Genomic DNA, 18334 nt, shown 5'->3' on the forward strand with positions numbered 1-18334 from the left:
TTGGATATGAGGTGAAAAAGAGACGAAAATCGTGGTCTGCCCGTCATATGGCGGAATGCCGGCGATACATGGGATTGGTTGCCGCTACTATGGGCGGCAGTGCAGGTAGGTAACATGCACGTAACAATGTGGGCCGGCAGAAGGCCTGCCCAGCTTTACAGATAAGGAGGAGTGATGGGTCAGGATCAATCTTCAGTGTTTGATCTCGCGGCAGTCGCCGCGGCGTCCAACGGAGGGAACAACGACCCGCTGCTGCCTCCGGCGCGTTATATTGGAGCTCCGCAAAAGCCCAGCAAGATGCCGTACAACAAGTACGTCGCATACGATAAGCAGGTGCCATTTGATTACCCGGAGCGTACGTGGCCGGGTAAGCGACTGCAGCGTGCACCGCGTTGGTGTTCCGTCGATCTTCGTGACGGCAATCAGGCCCTCGTCAACCCGATGGATTCCGAGCGCAAGTTGCGTTTCTGGAATCTGCTGGTGTCGTTGGGCTTCAAGGAGATCGAGGTCGGCTTCCCGTCGGCTTCCGAAACCGATTACGATTTCATTCGTATGCTGATCGAGCGTGAGCTCATTCCTGACGACGTTACGATCGTGGTGCTGACGCAGGCTCGCGAGCACCTGATTCGCAAGACTTACGAGTGCCTGAAGGGTGCCAAGCGTGCCGTCGTGCACTTCTATAACTCCGTGTCCGTGCTACAGCGCGAGGTTGTGTTCCGTAAGGATAAGGCCGGCATCAAGAAGCTTGCCACCGACGCGGCCACCCTGTGCAAGGAGCTTGAGGGCGAGGCCGAGGGCATCGACCTGTATTACGAGTATTCTCCGGAATCCTTCACCGGCACCGAACCGGAGTACGCCGTCGAGGTGTGCAATGCGGTGATCGACGTGATCAAGCCGACTCCTGAGCATCCGATGATCATCAATCTGCCGGCAACGGTGGAAATGACCACTCCGAACGTGTTTGCCGATCAGGTGGAATACGTGTCGAACAATCTGGTGCCGCGCGATGCCGTGGTGCTGTCGCTGCACCCGCACAACGATGAAGGCATGGGCGTGGCCGCCACCGAGCTGGCCGTGCTTGCCGGTGCCGATCGTGTCGAGGGCTGCCTGCTGGGTAACGGCGAGCGCACCGGCAACGTCGATCTGGTTACGCTTGGTTTGAACTTCCTCACGCAGGGTATTGATCCGCAGATCGATTATTCCAACGTTCCCGAGATTCGCAAGACGGTTGAGTACTGCAACCAGCTGAAGATTTCCGAGCGTCACCCGTATGCCGGCAATTTCGTGTTCACTGCCTTCTCCGGCTCACATCAGGATGCCATTAAGAAGGGTCTTGAGGCTCGTCAGGTGGCTGCCGACCGCGCTGGCGCCGATCTTGACAGCTTTGTGTGGCTGGTGCCGTATCTGCCGATCGATCCGAAGGATATCGGCCGTACGTACGAGGCCATTATCCGCGTGAACTCTCAGTCCGGCAAGGGCGGTATGGCTTACCTGCTGAAGACCAACCACAATCTTGATCTGCCGAAGCGTTTGCAGGTCGAGTTCGACAAGGTTGTGCAGGCGTACGCCGATGAGACCAAGAAGGAAGTCAAGGACGAGGATATTTGGCGTCTGTTCAAGGACGAGTATCTGCCGGTCGAAGAGTCCGGCGCTACTGCGGCTGGTGCCGTGGTCGGCGACAGCAAGGACGACTCCCTCGAGCAGTGGGGCCGTCTGAAGCTGCTGAAGGTGTCGGTGTCTTCCGGTGAAGATGGTTCCGATACCGTGCTGAAGGCCAGGATTCTTGACCGTGGCGTGAACGTCGGCGTTGATGAGCCGGTGGAGCGTGAGGTTTCCGGCATGGGCAACGGCCCGCTTGCCGCTTTCCTGAACGCGCTGAGCAACTTCGGCATCGAGGCTTCCGTGATGGATTACGTGGAGCACACCATGTCCGTCGGTACCGACGCCATGGCCGCCTCCTACGTGGAATGCCAGATCGGTGAGGAAGAGGATCCGCGGATCGTGTGGGGCGTCGGCATTGACACGTCCATCGTCACCAGCTCGCTGAAGGCCATTATTTCGGCCATCAACCGTTCCGAGCGCTAAAGCCCTGGCGGGCGCTGGCTGCGGACTAGTCCGGTCCAGTTCCGGCCCGCAAACTGTAATCCCCGTACGGTTCTCCCATTCCGGGCCCCTTCAAGGCCCCAAAATGGAAGAACGGTATGGGGATTCCGTTTTGGTGGCGTTGAGGCCCTGAAACTGGAAGAGCAGCGCGGGGATTATGGAAATGGATGGCAGGAGCCCTCTGGAATGGAACAGCAGTACGGTTACGGATTCCGAGACCGCCTGATGCGCACGAACACTGATTTACATCGTTGTATACCATATGACGTACGCTTGAAGGCATCCATATAGTTCCATAATTGGAAGGTAATGCAATGACGCAGGCGCGACTTGTTGTCGATGATGATTTTATTGTGGCCGCGGTGAACGACCGACTGTTCGGCTCCTTCGTGGAGCATCTGGGCCGCTGTGTGTATACGGGCGTCTACGAGCCGGGCCATCCGACCGCCGACGAGCACGGATTCCGCGGCGATGTGCTGGATCTTGTTCGCGAGTTGGGTGCGACTACGATCCGCTACCCGGGCGGCAACTTCGTTTCCGGCTATCGCTGGGAAGACGGCGTCGGCCCGAAGGAAGACCGCCCGCGTCGCCTCGATCTGGCCTGGCACTCCACGGAAACCAACGAATTCGGTCTGCATGAGATGGCCGACTGGATGGACAAGGCTGGTGGCAACGAGCTGATGGAAGCCGTGAATCTCGGCTCCCGCGGCCTTGAGAACGCCCTGGATCTGCTGGAATATGCGAATGTTCCGTCCGGTACGGAACTGTCCGAACGCCGTCGCGCCAACGGCGCGGACAAGCCGTTCAACATCCGCATGTGGTGCTTGGGCAACGAAATGGACGGCCCGTGGCAGCTCGGCCACAAGACCGCGGAGGATTACGGCACTCTTGCCGCATCCGTCGCCGCCGGCATGCGCCAGATCGACCCGGATCTGGAATTGGTGGTGTGTGGCTCTTCCTCGCATGGCATGCCGACCTTCGGCGCTTGGGAACGCACGGTGCTCGAGAAGACGTACAACAACGTCGATTTCATTTCCTGCCACGCGTATTATGCTCCCGCACGTCGTGAAGACGGTTCCCGCGACATGGCCAGCTTCCTCGCATCCGGCGTCGACATGGACGGCTTCATCAAGGACGTCGCCGCCGTCATCGATTCCGTCAAGGCAAGTCTGAAATCGAAGCATGATGTGTATATCAGCTTCGACGAGTGGAATGTGTGGTATCAGCAGGATGAGCCGAGCAAGACGCCTGAGGGCATCGACAATTGGCCGGTCGCTCCGCGCCTGCTGGAGGATATCTACTCAGTCGCCGATGCGGTGGTGTTCGGCGATCTGATGATCACGCTGCTCAAGAACGCCGACCGCGTGCACGCCGCCAGCCTCGCGCAGTTGGTGAATGTGATCGCGCCGATCATGACGGAACCGAACGGCCCGGCATGGCGTCAGACCACGTTCTATCCGTTCGCGCAGACCGCGCGCTTGGCCAAGGGCGGCACGGTGCTGGAGCCGAAGCAGGATTCCGACCAGACCGCGACTGCGAAGTACGGCGACGTCGACGCCGTGAATTCGGTGGCCGTACGCTGCACCGACGGTTCGCTGGCGGTATTTGCGGTGAACCGTTCGCTGGATGAGGCCGCAACATTTGAAGTGCGCCTTCCGGAAGGATTCGCGCCGCAGTCCTGCTCCACGCAGACGCTGCATGACGACGACATTTTTGCGGCCAACACGCTCGAGCAGCAGAATCGTGTGACGCTGCACGAGAACGACAGCATTGCGATCGACGCTGACGGCAATGCGGCGACTATTTCGCTGCCGCCTGTTTCCTGGACGGTCATGCATCTTCGCTGATCGATAGTGCGATCGCTGATTGATGCATCGATAAAAATTGCGTAATAATGCGGCCCTGCCTGCATCCGACATATTCGCCGGATGCAGGCAGGGCCGTTTCGTTAGTACCAATCAGGATTGATCGGGGGTCGGCGCAGGTTGATGTTTCACGTGAAACTGATGATTATGCCGTGCGCCCCACAGTGCTTGATTGCCGCCGATTGCAGTGAAGACGAGCGTCTGTCGCCCGTCGAGTTCACGCGGCAGCTGCGCGAAGACACCGGTATAGGTGACGCCGTCGATAGTGATTTCCATATCACTGGCGCAGCATCGCACACCGGCCGGCGTCGCTCCAAACAGGCGCCAGGATCCACGGGAGACCGGCCCGTCAGTGGATCGGGGCAGATTCGCCTCCGGGGTGTCGAAGAAATCCACGGCGCCACCGCTGGTGACGCGGCCGTCGGCGTGCAGTGTGACGGTCTGCGGCGTATTGATGCCGTAGTAGGTGCCGTCAGCGTTACGCTTGCCGTTAAAATAAGTGTGAGGATCATGGAGCACGATATCGTATTCGCCGCAGAGCGTCTGCGTCATGTCGTTAGTGCCGTCGCAATGAGGCGGCGTCGCCACGGCTCCTTGGTATTCGTACGGCGCCACGGCCAGCCATCCGTCTTCCGTCGGCAGCAGCTCTCGCACATGCGTCTCGTAATCCTCGTCGTCTCCGCTGTGGAAACGCTCGGCGAAACGCGTGTGGTATGTGAGGAACAGACGCCCGTCGCTACGGCGGCGCAGTACGGAATTATGGCCTTGCGACACCTCCACGTCTTCCAACGTTGAAGGGCCTCCATCCCAAAGTATGGAAGAGGTGAGACGGATGCCTGTGCCCTTCTCGTGATTATCCGGTATCTCACCGTTGGAAATGGCGGGGTTGCCGAACTGGTCGACATAAGGCCCCAGCAGATGGCGGGAGCGGAATAGGCGGATCTGGTAGCCGCCGGCACGGCCCAGCCAGCCATACGACATGAACAGGTACCACCAGCCGTTTTTGCGCACGAAGTATGAGCCTTCGCCGGAATTCCAGTATCCGCCGGCGATCTTTACGCCGTAGTACGGGTCGGAGGAATCCTTGCGCAGCGGATATACCATACCGTAGTCGCGCAGGCCAGTGGTTGGGTCGAGCTTGATCATCCAGATGCCGCCGAACCAGGAGCCGACGCTCATCCACATCTCGCCGTGCTCGCATATGATGGGCGCAGCGTCGATCGCGTTGATGCGTGTGTCTTTCAGTGACTGGTATCGGGCGAGGTCGCCGTGCGCCTCTTCGCCGAGCACACGAGGCACGTCGGTGGCATCGACGTTATCCGGGGTGAATCCCGAATAGACGACCGGGCCGACATACCGCCAGTCGCCGTCAAGGCGATCGGCGACCAGCAGCACGATGACGGAGCGGAATTCGTGGCCGTTCACGGACATATACATGCACCATTTGTTCATGGTCGGGTTCCAGATCACATCCGGGGCCCAGGTGTTGCCCAGCAGGTCGGGATTCTCCGGCTGCTTCGGCCACGCCTGCCAGATGTCGCCGAGCACGGAGTATGGGTTGCAGCTCAGATTGTTCTCGAAACGTTCCCAATGCACCATGTCGGTGCTGCTCGCACAGCGGCGATGCGTGCCGAAGATGTAGTAGACGCCGTTATCTTCGACAATTGCCGGATCGTGGATGGCGATGCGGCTGTGGGCCAGTGGCATGTCGATTTCGTGGGCTTCGGGCGAAGACGTGGTGTTGCTATCCATATTGGTGAAAATCGCTTCCTTCCTCAAATCATTTCTGGGAGCCCCAAATGCACACGTTGTTGCCGACTGCGCTGAAGGTCATGACTTCCTTCTGGTCCTTGTCACGTGGCAATTCGTCGAACGCGCCGTTGTAGGTCACGTCACCGTCTTCGCCTGTCAGCGTGATGGTCATTTGGTTGGATCCTTCCGTGGCTTGCCAGGTGCCGGTCTGATCACCGGAGACGGTTCCGTCCTCGTTCAACGTGATGTTGACGGGTTTGTTGACTCCGCGATAGTCGGTGCTGGTCTTGTCGGTAACCTTCTTCGGACCTTTGAAATAGGTGCTCTTGTCGTGTGTGACCAATTCGTAGTCGCCGGTAAGGTCGGCGGCGTCGTATCCCTGCTGGTCGGCCTTGGTGCCGGTGTATTCGTAAGGCGCGGCGACCAGCCATCCGTCGGAAGTGGTCAGAAGTTCGCGCACGCGAACCTCATGTTTTTCGCCGGAGCCGGAGAAACGGGTGTGGTATACGAGATAGATGGTTCCGTCATCATCCACCAGGACGGAGTTGTGACCCTGCGATACCTCGATGTTGGCATTATCGTTGCCGCTCCACTGAATCGAGCTCATCAGTCGGATACCGGTATCACTTTGCCAGTTGTTGCCGATGGCGCGCGTGGAGACAGCGGTGTTGCCGGCTTCATCGACATACGGACCGGTGATGTTCTCGGAACGGAACATGCGGATCTGGTAGCCGCCGGTCTGTTGAAGGTTGCCATATGAGGCGAACAGATACCAGTAACCGTTGGTGTGGATCAGATAGGAGCCTTCGCCGGAGTTGCCGAAGCCTCCGCCAAGTTTGATGCCATAGTAGGCATCGGACTGGTTGGACACGGTTTCATAGGTGGTGCTGTAGTCGCGTAGGCCAGTGGCGGAATCGAGCTTGAACATCCACATGCCGCCGAACCAGGAGCCGAAGGTCATCCACATGTTGCCGTTGTCATCGGTTTTCACGCACGGATCGATGGCATTGATGCCGGTGTCGGTCTGCGAGGCGTAGCGAGTCAGATCGGCGCCTTCGCCCAAAACCTTCCAGACGTCGGTTTTGCCTGCATTAACCTTTTCGAAGCCTGAGTAGACCACGGGGCCGACGTAGGTCCAGTCGCCTTCAATGTCGTCGGCGGTGAGCAGCACGATTACGGAGCGGTAATTATCGCCGTTGATGGACATGTACATGCACCACTTGCCCATCGTTTCGTTCCAGACCACGTCGGGGGCCCACATATTGCCTTTGACGTCCGGATTCGTGGACTGCTTGGCCCAGCCTTCCCAAATGTCTTTGAAGACCCTCTCGTAGTCGGTGCTCAGATTGTTGGTGAAGGTGCTCCAGTTGATCAGATCGTCGCTTTTGAGCCAGGCGCGGTGCGAGCCGAAAATATAGTATTTGCCGTTGGCCTTGACAATGGAGGGGTCATGCGATTCGCTGCGCTTGATGCTGGCGGTGCTGGTTTCGCTGGTTTCGGCTTTCGACGATGCGGACGATTGCTTCGTCGAATTGCCGGAGCATCCGGCGAGCGTTCCCACCAGCATGGCTGCGGCGATGATGCCTGCCGCGATCTGCTTTGCTGTTGTACGGAGTTTCATTTTTTCCCCTTCCTTGCGGATGATGCGATTTGTACAACGATGTAATTTCTTGTATAGTGTACAACGTTGTAAAGAAAAGTCGAATCATAGGGGGTTTCTCGATGTCGAGTTCCTACGAATTGCTGTGCTACACGCGCGAAGCCACCAGCCGCGAAGAGGCGAATAATGAGGACATCGCCTACAGCATGCACCTTGCGTTGCGTGCCGACGGGGCCACCGAGTGGGAGCCGCTCAACGAGAATTACGGCGTTTTCTTCGCCGCCGGTGTGCCTATCCAGGCCGCATCCTCCGAATCTCGCCGCGCCTGCGTCGCCGCGGCGCATTTTGTCGCCGATCCGTTCGACGAGGCCCGTCCGGCCACCGATGCCGTCGCGTACGGCGCTGTGATGCCGGGAATCGACATCACGCTCAAATCCTTGAAGGATCCGTATCTGTTCCGCCTCGCGGACGGACGATTCGCTCTCGCGGCCACCCGTACCGCGCGCGGCGGCGAGCCGGATGGCTCCGAGCGATCGGCGTTCCTGTTGGCCGTCAGCGACGATCTGACCTCCTTTACGCAGCTTGGATTGGTGATGCTGCGTACCGGCGGCGGCGTCAATCGTCCGTCTGTCGCGTTTGATGCTGATGCCTCTCGTTATGTGATTTCCTGGATCTCAAACGATGGCGATCCATGTTCCGCAAGCGTTGCCGATATTGTCGCCGCGGCCGAATCCGGCGAGCCGATCGATGTTGCGGAAGCTGCGGTATCGGCGAAATCCTGCCATTTTGGCGGCCTTTCGGGCGATTGCGATATTCCCAATGCCGTTCCTGGAAACGTGATTGATATCACCGAAGAAGAAGCGGCGAAACTCATCGAACGTTTCGGTCGTATTTACAACGTTGGAACATCGGTGGCGACGCAACATATCGATGCGGCCATCAGCGGCGAAGCGGCCCGCGAGGCTGTGCTGGCGCTCGACAAGGTCCACGCCGATCTCGTCTACAGCGACGGTTCCGGTGCCACCCGTGCCGTGGATTGGAACAAAGACGAACTTGAGGCGATTGCGCAGGACGCCGCCGAAGGCAAGCTCCAGCCGGGCGACACGCGCACGGTGAGCGGCCGCATCCGCCAAACCGTATACCCGGTGCCATTTGCCGTGGAGCGTGCAGACCCGTCGGTGTTCGCTTGGAATTTCAACGGCAAGCCGATGTTCATGTTCATCGCCACCGACGATACCGACGGCAACTGCGTCGATCCGAACGATGGCGCCACGCATATGCCGTTGCGCATCGCCGACTCCATCGAAGCACTTTCCGACGTGGCGGGCGGCCGTGCCAAGGAAATCGATCTGCTCAAATGCGGCGATTACAACGCTGAAGGACGCGCCATGACCGGCTGCTTCTGGGCGCCGGAACTGCATGTCATCGATGGGAAACTGTCGGTGCTCTTCATGCCATGCTTCGATGGGCCGGCCACCAATCCAGACGGCACGCCCAACGATCGCGCGGGCAAGCCAGACATGTGGACGGGTAGCTGCCATATCATGCAGCTCAAGCAGCATTCCGACGGCACGGATTTCGACCCGCGTGAACCGGAAAACTGGACGGTCCCGAAGCCGATCCTCACCCCGGAAGGCGGCGTGCTCAATCCAATCCAGCGCATCTCGCTCGACATGACCGTCATCAGCGATTCCGGCCGCTGGTATTACGCGTGGCAGCAGGTCGGAAGCGTGTGGATCGCCAGCTTCGATCCGGCCCGTCCGGAACGGCTTACCTGCGAGCCGAAGCAGGTCGTTGTGCCGGAATTCGCGTGGGACAATATGATTGCCGAAGGTCCGAACGCCATTGTGCATGATGGCACGATCTATCTGATCTATTCCGGCTCGCTGGTCGGTATCGACTACACCACCGGTCTGGTCACCGCTCCGGCCGGGCAGGACGCCGATCTGACCGATCCGAATGTGTGGACGAAGCTCGACTATCCGCTGCAGAAATCCGGAGTATACAACGGGCAGTGGCAGCTCGGCACCGGACATGGCATGTGGTCGAACGATGAAGACGGCAATCTCATCTATGTATTTCACAATGCGGAATACGAGAATGGACGGTATGGTGGCCGCGACGCCCAGGTGCGCCGCGTGCACTGGTCCAAGGAGGGTATGCCGATACTGGACATGCAGGCGGCGGAAGAGCTCAATCCGGACTATGCTGATGTAACGATGAAAATCGTGGTTTCCGGCAATAAAGGCTGATTTCGTTGGTTTCAGCGCCGCAAGGGGCGAAAGCCGGTGCTGGAGTCGAATGTATGACGTTTTTGGTGAAAAGGGGTTGACATGCCGAAGCAGAATAGCGCCAACGGCGAGCACGTGGTGACCATGCGCGAGGTTGCGAAGGCGGCCGGCGTATCGATCAAAACGGTGTCGAATGTGGTCAACGACTACGAGTTCGTTTCCCAGGCCACGCGAGACAAGGTCAACAAGGCCATCGACGAGCTTGGCTACACGTTGAACGTGTCCGCGCGCAATCTGCGCAGGGGGCAGACAGGCATCATCGGTCTCGCCATTCCCGATCTGCAGATGCCATATTTCGCACAGCTTTCGTCGCTGGTCATCGAAGAGGCCAAGAAGCTGGGCATGCGTGTGATCGTGGAGCCGACGCAATATTCGCGTGAAGGTGAGATCGAGGCGCTGCACGGCTCCCAGCAGACGATGATCGACGGACTGATCTACAGCCCGCTGGAGCTTGACCAGGACGACGTCGACCAGCTGGACGTGGACTACCCGCTGGTGCTTGTGGGCGAACGCATCTTCACCGACAAGGTGGACCATATTGCCACGGAAAACGTGGAGGGCGCCAAGCGTGCCACGTCGTATCTGCTGCAGACCGGTTGCAAGCGCGTGGCCGTGGTCGGCGTGCATCCGGGCGAGAAGGTCGGCTCCGCCGCGCTGCGCTATCAGGGCTACCTTGAGGCGTTGGAGGAGGCCGGCGTCGAATTCGACGAGCGTTTGGTGATCGAATCGGGCATGTGGCATCGTAGCGATGGTGTGCGCGTGATGAACGCGCTGCTCGATTCCGGCGTGGTTCCCGATGGCGTCGTCGCGTTGAACGACATGCTTGCTTCCGGCGTGATGCATTCGATTCAGATGCACAATCTGCGCATTCCCGAAGATATTTCGGTGATCGGTTTCGATAATTCCGACGATTCGCAGTATTTGTCTCCTGCGTTGACGTCGATTGCTCCCGGTCTTGAGGCGGTGGCGCGTCTGTCGGTGAAATTGCTGAAGGATCGTATCGACGGGTCTCGCCGTCGCAGGATCTGAAGCCGGATCAGAAGGTGTTCCGCAAGGTTTCGTCGTCGTTGGTGGTGCGTCAGTCCACCAAGCTGCCCACGAATTCCTTGGTGGTGTGATCTTCCTTCCTTCTTTTTCTTCTTCTTTTGGAAGGAAGGAAGTGATTGGCACCTCGGCGCTGGCGTCCGGTTTTTTTACGGATTGCCGGTGCCGAGGTTTTTGTTTTCCCTTTCTGACGATTGCCTGTTGCCGGGTATTGTGATGTGATTCGTTGGATATGCGGCTGCGAGAAACACGCGGTGCATTTCTCCGATTTGTTACAACGTTGTAATAGTGATATATTCAACGTTGTAAATTACTGGAACAACGGATTGAAAAGGACTAGACATGGCTGTTTACAACAATCCGATCGTGCTTCAGCGAGCAGATCCTTGGGTCCTCAAAGTTGACGGCGAGTACTACTTCACTGGCTCCGACCCGGAATACAACTGCATCGCCATTCGTCACGCATCGAATATCAACGACCTGCAGAAGGCCCCTGAGACTGTGGTGTGGCGCAAGCATGAATCCGGCCCGGCGAGCATCTACATCTGGGCTCCGGAACTGCACCGCATCAACGGCGCTTGGTACATCTACTTCGCAGGCGCCGCAACGGATTTCGAGGCCTCCGGCCTACCGACCCACCGCATGTTCGTGCTGGAGAACACCGATGACGACCCCACCACCGACAACTGGGTGGAAAAGGGTCAGATCGTCACCCCGATCGACTCTTTCGCGCTTGACGCCACCACCGAGGTGATCGACGGTGTGCAGTACTTGGTGTGGGCCCAGAAAGATCCCGCGATCGAAGGCAATTCCAACCTGTACATCGCCAAGATGGCAAACCCGTGGACGCTGGACAGTGAGCCGGTCATGCTCACCAAGCCGGAATATGACTGGGAATGCATCGACTTCCTCGTCAACGAAGGCCCGGCCTTCCTGTTCCACGAGAACAAGATCTACATCACGTATTCCGCCTCCGGAACCGGTGTACCGTATGCCGTTGGCCTGCTCACCGCCGAGCGCGGCAGCGACCTGCTGAACAAGGATTCCTGGACCAAGAGCCCGGTGCCGGTATTCAAGACCTGCGCCGAAAACGGCCAGTACGGCCCCGGCCACAACTCGTTCACCAAGTCCGAGGACGATTCCGAAGACCTGATGATCTACCATTGCCGCAACTACACGGAAATCAAGGGCGATCCGCTGTTTGACCCGAATCGTCATGCCCGTGTCGGCGTGGTCAAGTGGACGGAGAACGGCCCCGACTTCGGCGTGCCGGAACCCGACAATCTGTGGACTCCGGACACGACGGATGTGTTGCCGTCCGACGGCGGCGCTCTTGCGGGAACGCCGGTAGCGAACTGACTTGCGTAATCGTAAGAAACGTTGCGATTCCAACAAAAATGAATAATTGAAGATTATAAAGAAACAGCTTTTCCATCGGCGTGTTTCCCGATTTGTACAACGATAGAAAAAGCTGTATAATCAAAATTACAACGTTGCAAACGGCAGTGCAGCTGACGAAGCGTGAACGACATCGCAAACAAGGTTGTTGATGAATGTCACTGCAACGGTTGGAGGAAATGTCTTGGGAGACCAAGAGGAAAAGGAGAAATCCATGAGGATCAAGAAGAGCACCAAGGCTCTCGCGGCTGCGGCGTCCTTGGCTATGATGGCCACCGTCGGCCTGTCCGCCTGCGGCGGCAGCAGCAACGACGCCGAGACGACCGCTGACGGCAAGGTCAAGATCACGATGTGGCACGGCTTCTCTGAGGCTGATGGCAAGACCCTCGAGTCCATCGTCAAAGACTTCAACAAGTCCCAAGATAAGTATGAGATCGATGCTCAGCTGCAGCCGTGGAGCACCATCGGCGAGACCATGGTGACCAAGGTCACCTCCGGCGACGGCCCGGACTTCGTGACCACCGGCGCCGACAACGGTCAAGGCTGGTCCATCGACGGCACCTTCCAGTGCGTCACCGATTTCTACGACGACAAGGACAGCGGCACCGATGAGTACATCGAGAACGTCGTTGACCAGATCACCTTCAATATCGACGGTTCCGAAGAGAAGTGCGGCGTCCCGATGGGTTACGCACCGACCGCTGTGTGGTATAACACCGACATGTGGAAGGCTGCCGGCCTGACCGACGCCGGCTACCCGCAGACTTGGGATGAGCTGCTCGAAGTTGCCAAGAAGCTCACCAAGTCCGATGGCTCCCAGTACGGCATCGCTCTGCCGGATCTCGGCTGGGCTCCGTTCCTGAAGGGCAATGGCACCGGCATCTACACCACCGATGGCAAGGTCTCCATCAACACCAAGGAGAACAAGGCCTTCCTCGAGAAGATGCGTGACTTCTACAAAGGCGGCTACTCCGTGTCCGGCATGGATGAGACCGCTGCTCGTGAATCCTTCGAATCCGGCCAGTCCGCAATGGTGATCGTCGGACCGTGGGAGGATCAGGCCTCCACCGACAAGGGCATCAACCACGACCTGTTCCCGGTTCCGAATGGCGACGGCACCTATGTGTACCCGGACGGCACCAAGGGCTCCAACACCGGCTCCACCGGTCTGTACTGGTGGGTCACCTCCCAGGTTGGCGACTCCGCTAAGAAGCAGGGCATCTACGACTTCTTCAAGTTCTACAACAACCACGACAACCAGGTGACCTGGTCCCTCGGCTCCGCTTACCCGCCGAACAACACCACCGTCACCGCCGATGAGCTCTCCGAGCGTCCGCTGATCGCCAAGATCGGTGAGAACACCAGCAAGTCCTTCATCGGTATCGCAGGCCTCAAGGGTGGCTTCGGCGACATCGCCGCCTCCGTCGACACCCTGACCTCCAACACCGCCCGCACCGACGACGACATCCAGAGCCTGCTGGACGACGCCGAATCCCAGATCCAGGGCTACCTCGACGAGTACACCGAGTAAGCGAAGCGGGATTCACCTACAATCAACAAGTGAGCGGGGCTAACCCGCTCACCACCCCAGCAAAAGGCCACGGTGCTGGCCCTCACGCCAGCGACGTGGCCTTTGCTGTCTTAAAAAACACATCCCTGGTGTCATTAAGGAGGAGATAATGGCACAAGCAACTGCCGTCCCAGGATCCGCGCATTCCGCGGTGGCCAAGGAGAACAAGAAGGCGATCCAGGCCCGTAACCTGCGCACCGGCCTGCTGTTCACCGCACCGGCCCTCATCGTTCTCGCAATCTTCGTTTTCTATCCGGCGATCAAGACGTTCATCACGTCCCTGACCTCCGACCGCATCAACCGTGCCGGCAAGTTCGTCGGTTTCGACAACTACATCAAGCTGTTCCAGAGCGCCGACTTCTGGACCGACGTCAAGAACACCCTCGTTTACGCAGTGGCCTACGCTCCGATCGTCGTGGTCGTCGCACTCGCGTTCGCACTGCTGCTCAACCGCAAGGACCTCAAGTTCGTCGGATTCTTCCGTACCTGCATGTTCCTGCCGTTCGTCATCTCCCTGACTGTCGCCGCCATCGCATGGCAGTTCATCCTCTCCCCATCGCTGGGCTTGGTTCCGTACTGGATTCAGCAGTTGACCGGCATCGCGCACGTCGATCTGCTCGGTACCCGTGAAACCGCCATGGCTACCATCGTCTTCATCACCGTGTGGAAGAACTTCGGCTACTTCATGGTCATCTTCCTCGCAGGTTTGCAGGGCATCTCCGCCGAACTGTATGAGGCCGCCTCCCTCGATGGCGCCTCCGCATGGCAGAAGTTCCGCTACATCACTCTTCCGGCACTGCGCCCGACCTTCAATTACGTGGTCATCTTCGGCCTCATCGGTTCCTTCCAGGTTTTCGATCAGGTCTTCATCCTGACCTCCGGCGGCCCGGCACGCGCCACCGAAACCATCGTGTATCGCATCTACACCGAAGCATTCGGCAACGGCAAGCTCGGCTACGCATCCGCACTGTCGTACGTGCTGCTGATCATGACGCTCATCGTGGGCCTCATCCAGCTATATACCAACAACAAGCATGAGAAGGAGGAAATCGCATGAGCACCGCGACTCTTTCCGCACAAGAGCAAGAGAATGCCCGCATCAACGCCGAAAACGAGCGTCTTCGCAAGCAGGCGACCCGCAAGCGCCGCATCGGTCTGGGCTTCAGCTACTTCGCTTTGATCCTTATCACCATCCTGATGATCTTCCCGCTGCTGATTGTCGTGCTGGTGTCGTTCACCCCGAACGCCATCACGCAGACTTGGCCGCCAAAGCTCGTCCCGAACCAGTTCACCTTTGAGAACTACCAGTCGCTGTTCGAACGTCTGCCAATCGGTCGAGAAATGCTCAATACCGTCATCTTCGCCGGTGCCGTGACCATCATCTCCGTGTTCTTCGACTCCCTGGCCGCCTACGGCCTGTCCCGCGTGGACTTCAAGGGCCGTGGCCTGCTGCTCGGCGTGCTGATTGCCACCATGATGATCCCGGGCATGGCCCTGCTCATCCCGGTGTACAAGTTGCTCGCCAACATGGGCCTCATCAACAGCTACTGGGGCATCATCATCCCGCGTATGGCCGACGTCGGCGGCATCTTCCTGCTGCGTCAGTTCTTCATCTCCATTCCGAAGGACCTCGACAACGCGGCCCGCATCGACGGCGCAGGCGAATTCCGCATCTTCGCGCAGATCATTCTGCCGAACGCCGTGCCAGCAATCCTCACCGTGGGCATGTTCAACTTCATGGGCAACTGGAACGACCTGCTTTGGCCGTTGATCATGACCTCCAAGCCGGAGACCCGCACCATCACCGCAGGCCTCGCCATGCTGACCGGCCACGGTTCCTCCGTCACCCCGTACGGCGTGGTGATGGCAGGTGCGCTGATTTCCGCGCTGCCGCTGCTTATCGTGTTCTTCTTCGTGCAGAAGCGCTTCGTCGAAGGCATCGCGATGACCGGCATGAAGTAACCATAATTCAATAACTTTCCTTTCATCTCCTCCATCCGCATCTTGATCGGGTGCGGAAAATCCGCCGCGGTGTCTGCGATGCACTTCGGCGGATTTTTTAAAGTACGTGCGCTACATTGGACACAACGTTTATAACGATAGAAATCATCGTGTTCCCCTACCAATCATGCTGTGCGCAAAGGAACAATCATGAACGATGCCATCACACGCTTTCCCACATCCCGCGTCAGCATTGACGATACCGAATACCTAGCGGCTCAACAAGCAGGGGCGCAGTACCTGCTTCATCTCAATCCCGACAGGCTGCTCTATCCTTTCCGTCGCGAAGCCGGCATCCCCCAGCCGACAGCATCAAACGGTGAAACGATATTGTCATATCCCAACTGGGAGGCAACCGGCCTCGACGGTCATATCGCAGGCCACTATTTGTCAGCATGCGTAGCCTTCGCACAAGCTCTTGCTGGATCCTCGACCAACAACATCGCCGCCGCTGTCAACAGCACTGCTTTCATACAGCGTGCCGCCCACATGGTGCGCGGCATGCGCGAATGCCAGCAGGCCTTCTCCGACGACGAAACAATGCGTGGCTACATCGGCGGTATCCCGAATTCCCGCAGCATCTTCACCCGAATCGCACGCGGCGACGTCGAATCGCAGAACTTCGCCCTCAACGGCGGCTGGGTGCCGATATACAACCTGCACAAAACCTTCGCCGGGCTGCTGGACGCTTGGGAAGGACTGGCATGCATCGATGCGGATACCAGCATCATAGCCCGGCGGTCCGTCATCGAATTGGCCGACTGGTGGTGCCGCATCGCCGAACCGCTCAGCGACGAAATATTCGAACGCATCCTCGTCTCGGAATTCGGCGGCATGTGTGAATCCTTCGCCGAACTATACGCGCGCACAGGCAACGAATGCTACCGGCGCATGGCCTACCGGTTCTGTGACGCCACGATCTTCGAACCGCTGTCACGCGGTGAAGACACTCTTACTGGCATGCACGCCAACACGCAAATCCCCAAAGTGCTGGGCTGGGAGCGATTAGGCGCGCTGTGTGGCGACGACACCTGCAATACGGCGACCAATACGTTCTGGAATTCCGTGGTGCATCACCGTTCCATCAGCATCGGCGCACACTCGGTCAGCGAGCATTTTCACCCGGCCGATGACTTCTCCTCAATGGTCGAATCGCGCGAAGGCCCGGAAACCTGCAACTCCTACAACATGTCGAAACTAGCCGAACGGCTGTGGCTGCGTGAGCCGAAGCCGGAATATCTCGACTTCTATGAGCGCGTGCTGGAAAACCACCTGCTGTCCACGGTGAACCCTGAACATCCCGGATTCGTCTATTTCACGCCGATGCGGCCAGACCACTACCGTGCATACTCTACGTCCGGCCAGTGCTTCTGGTGCTGCGTCGGCTCGGGCTTGGAAAATCATGCACGTTACGGACGCCTTGTTTTTGCGCGTCAGCATGTTGACGGCGAGCCGGAGCGACTGCTGTGCAACCTGCTGATTGGCGCGACGCTTGACTGGGCGGAGGAAGGTATTGCCGTTAGGCAGACGGTGACGCGCAGCAATGCTGACGGTGGACGGTACGTTGCACATATCCGCATTCATGCCGATGATGCGCGGACGCATCGTCTGATTGTGTGTGTCAGGGATCCGTGGTGGGCTGCCGACTTCAGTATAGAGGTCGTGGCCGGCGGCGTTGCAGGTGATTGCACTGCGGTTGATTGTGTTGTGGACGACTGCGCCGTATTTGATGGCGCTGCGCCGGAGGGAGGGGCTTCGCAGTTGGCTTCGCTGCCGGAAGGCTATCGGGCCATGCGGCTTGAATGGCGAGGCGAGACTGAGATTCGCGTGCTGGTGAAGCCGCGCGTGAGCGTGGAACTGCTGCCAGACGGCTCCGCATGGGCGAGCTTCATGGTCGGTCCGAAGGTGATGGCGTTGCGCGGTGACGATCAGGATCTTATCGGCCAGTTCGCGGATGACAGCCGTATGGGTCATATTGCGGCAGGCCCGTTGCGTGCCTCTGCGGAACTGCCCATTATCGTTGCGGGCGATGCTGATGGCGCTGGTGTCGCCGGCGCTCCCAGCATGCTCGGCCAAGCCAGGCTGGACATGGAGAACAAGCGCCTGTCCGTGCCGGCGCTCGACTCCCGGAATCACCTGGTTTCATTGGAGTTGGAATCGTTTACCAGCATTCATGAATCCCGTTACAGCGTATACCTACCGATTGCGCCCAACGGTGATGTGGATGGCCGCCGTCAGGAACTGGCGCAGGCCGATGCGGAACAGATGCGACACGAAAGCAGCACGATTGATGCGATTTCGTGCGGCCAGCAGCAATCGGAAGTCGATCATGAATACTGTGGACAGAGCGATGACATGGGAGCGGATGGCACCATTCATTGGAGGCGTACCGCAGCGGAGGGGTGCTTCGGCTATACGATGAGGAGACCGTCTGACGGTGGCCGTTTGGAAGTGTCGCTGTGCGTTGACGACGCGGATATGCCGTATGCGCTGTCAATCGACGATGTAACGCTGAAACGCGTGGAGCGCCGCGTCATCGACGGTGATCCGTTATGCGCTGACATATATGATTTGGCCACTGCCGGCGACGCCTCACGTATCGCAGTGCGCATTGCCGCTGCCGGTCGGGTTTCAACGCCGCGAATCTCCGTGCTTCGCGTTGTTGCGTGCTGAGTATGATGCCGCTATATTGCAGGAAAGGACGCGGCCG

At 58.6% G+C, this 18334-nt stretch carries 10 protein-coding genes and 1 pseudogene; 9 read left to right on the forward strand and 2 right to left on the reverse strand.

Features of this window, described 5'->3' with window-relative positions; all coding sequences use genetic code 11:
* Positions 1–174: 174 nt before the first annotated feature.
* Complete coding sequence (leuA, locus tag AH68_RS00820; RefSeq protein WP_039196764.1) at positions 175–2085, forward strand: 2-isopropylmalate synthase; 1911 nt, start codon at positions 175–177, stop codon at positions 2083–2085.
* A 332-nt stretch (positions 2086–2417) separates the two neighbouring features.
* Positions 2418–3950, forward strand: coding sequence for an arabinosylfuranosidase ArfA (gene arfA, locus AH68_RS00825; RefSeq protein WP_039196766.1), 1533 nt, complete (start codon positions 2418–2420; stop codon positions 3948–3950).
* A 111-nt stretch (positions 3951–4061) separates the two neighbouring features.
* Here arfA and AH68_RS00830 read toward each other — a convergent pair whose 3' ends face one another.
* Together AH68_RS00830 and AH68_RS00835 are read right to left on the reverse strand one after the other, a co-directional pair.
* Positions 4062–5720 (reverse strand): glycoside hydrolase family 43 protein, encoded by a 1659-nt coding sequence (locus tag AH68_RS00830; RefSeq protein ID WP_052189115.1) that lies wholly within the window; start codon positions 5718–5720, stop codon positions 4062–4064.
* Positions 5721–5748: 28 nt separating this feature from the next.
* Positions 5749–7341, reverse strand: coding sequence for a glycoside hydrolase family 43 protein (locus AH68_RS00835; RefSeq protein ID WP_039196768.1), 1593 nt, complete (start codon positions 7339–7341; stop codon positions 5749–5751).
* Positions 7342–7442: 101 nt separating this feature from the next.
* Between AH68_RS00835 and AH68_RS00840 the strand changes: the two genes are divergently transcribed.
* From AH68_RS00840 to AH68_RS00870, 7 genes and pseudogenes are all read left to right on the forward strand, one after another.
* The gene (locus AH68_RS00840; RefSeq protein WP_039196770.1) at positions 7443–9572 is read left to right on the forward strand and encodes a family 43 glycosylhydrolase; all 2130 of its coding nucleotides are present in this window, start codon (positions 7443–7445) and stop codon (positions 9570–9572) included.
* Positions 9573–9653: 81 nt separating this feature from the next.
* Positions 9654–10729, forward strand: a pseudogene (locus AH68_RS00845) (LacI family DNA-binding transcriptional regulator).
* A gap of 268 nt (positions 10730–10997) precedes the next feature.
* Positions 10998–12014, forward strand: coding sequence for a glycoside hydrolase family 43 protein (locus tag AH68_RS00850; protein ID WP_039196771.1), 1017 nt, complete (start codon positions 10998–11000; stop codon positions 12012–12014).
* A 253-nt stretch (positions 12015–12267) separates the two neighbouring features.
* Positions 12268–13584, forward strand: coding sequence for an ABC transporter substrate-binding protein (locus AH68_RS00855; protein WP_039196772.1), 1317 nt, complete (start codon positions 12268–12270; stop codon positions 13582–13584).
* Positions 13585–13732: 148 nt separating this feature from the next.
* Complete coding sequence (locus tag AH68_RS00860; protein WP_039196774.1) at positions 13733–14680, forward strand: carbohydrate ABC transporter permease; 948 nt, start codon at positions 13733–13735, stop codon at positions 14678–14680.
* Positions 14677–15585 (forward strand): carbohydrate ABC transporter permease, encoded by a 909-nt coding sequence (locus tag AH68_RS00865; RefSeq protein ID WP_039196776.1) that lies wholly within the window; start codon positions 14677–14679, stop codon positions 15583–15585. The genes AH68_RS00860 and AH68_RS00865 overlap by 4 nt, the downstream gene beginning before the upstream one ends.
* A gap of 189 nt (positions 15586–15774) precedes the next feature.
* Complete coding sequence (locus AH68_RS00870) at positions 15775–18297, forward strand: beta-L-arabinofuranosidase domain-containing protein (protein ID WP_052189116.1); 2523 nt, start codon at positions 15775–15777, stop codon at positions 18295–18297.
* Positions 18298–18334: the final 37 nt, after the last annotated feature.

It is taken from the genome of Bifidobacterium catenulatum PV20-2 (genome assembly GCF_000800455.1).
Taxonomy (GTDB): Bacteria; Actinomycetota; Actinomycetes; order Actinomycetales; family Bifidobacteriaceae; genus Bifidobacterium; species Bifidobacterium kashiwanohense_A.

What these genes read in the sequence shown, in the direction of transcription:
- leuA (WP_039196764.1), top strand. Translation starts at nt 175, where the DNA reads ATGGGTCAGGATCAATCTTCAGTGTTTGATCTCGCGGCAGTCGCCGCG.
- arfA (WP_039196766.1), top strand. Translation starts at nt 2,418, where the DNA reads ATGACGCAGGCGCGACTTGTTGTCGATGATGATTTTATTGTGGCCGCG.
- AH68_RS00830 (WP_052189115.1), bottom strand. Translation starts at nt 5,720, where the DNA reads ATGGATAGCAACACCACGTCTTCGCCCGAAGCCCACGAAATCGACATG.
- AH68_RS00835 (WP_039196768.1), bottom strand. Translation starts at nt 7,341, where the DNA reads ATGAAACTCCGTACAACAGCAAAGCAGATCGCGGCAGGCATCATCGCC.
- AH68_RS00840 (WP_039196770.1), top strand. Translation starts at nt 7,443, where the DNA reads ATGTCGAGTTCCTACGAATTGCTGTGCTACACGCGCGAAGCCACCAGC.
- AH68_RS00850 (WP_039196771.1), top strand. Translation starts at nt 10,998, where the DNA reads ATGGCTGTTTACAACAATCCGATCGTGCTTCAGCGAGCAGATCCTTGG.
- AH68_RS00855 (WP_039196772.1), top strand. Translation starts at nt 12,268, where the DNA reads ATGAGGATCAAGAAGAGCACCAAGGCTCTCGCGGCTGCGGCGTCCTTG.
- AH68_RS00860 (WP_039196774.1), top strand. Translation starts at nt 13,733, where the DNA reads ATGGCACAAGCAACTGCCGTCCCAGGATCCGCGCATTCCGCGGTGGCC.
- AH68_RS00865 (WP_039196776.1), top strand. Translation starts at nt 14,677, where the DNA reads ATGAGCACCGCGACTCTTTCCGCACAAGAGCAAGAGAATGCCCGCATC.
- AH68_RS00870 (WP_052189116.1), top strand. Translation starts at nt 15,775, where the DNA reads ATGAACGATGCCATCACACGCTTTCCCACATCCCGCGTCAGCATTGAC.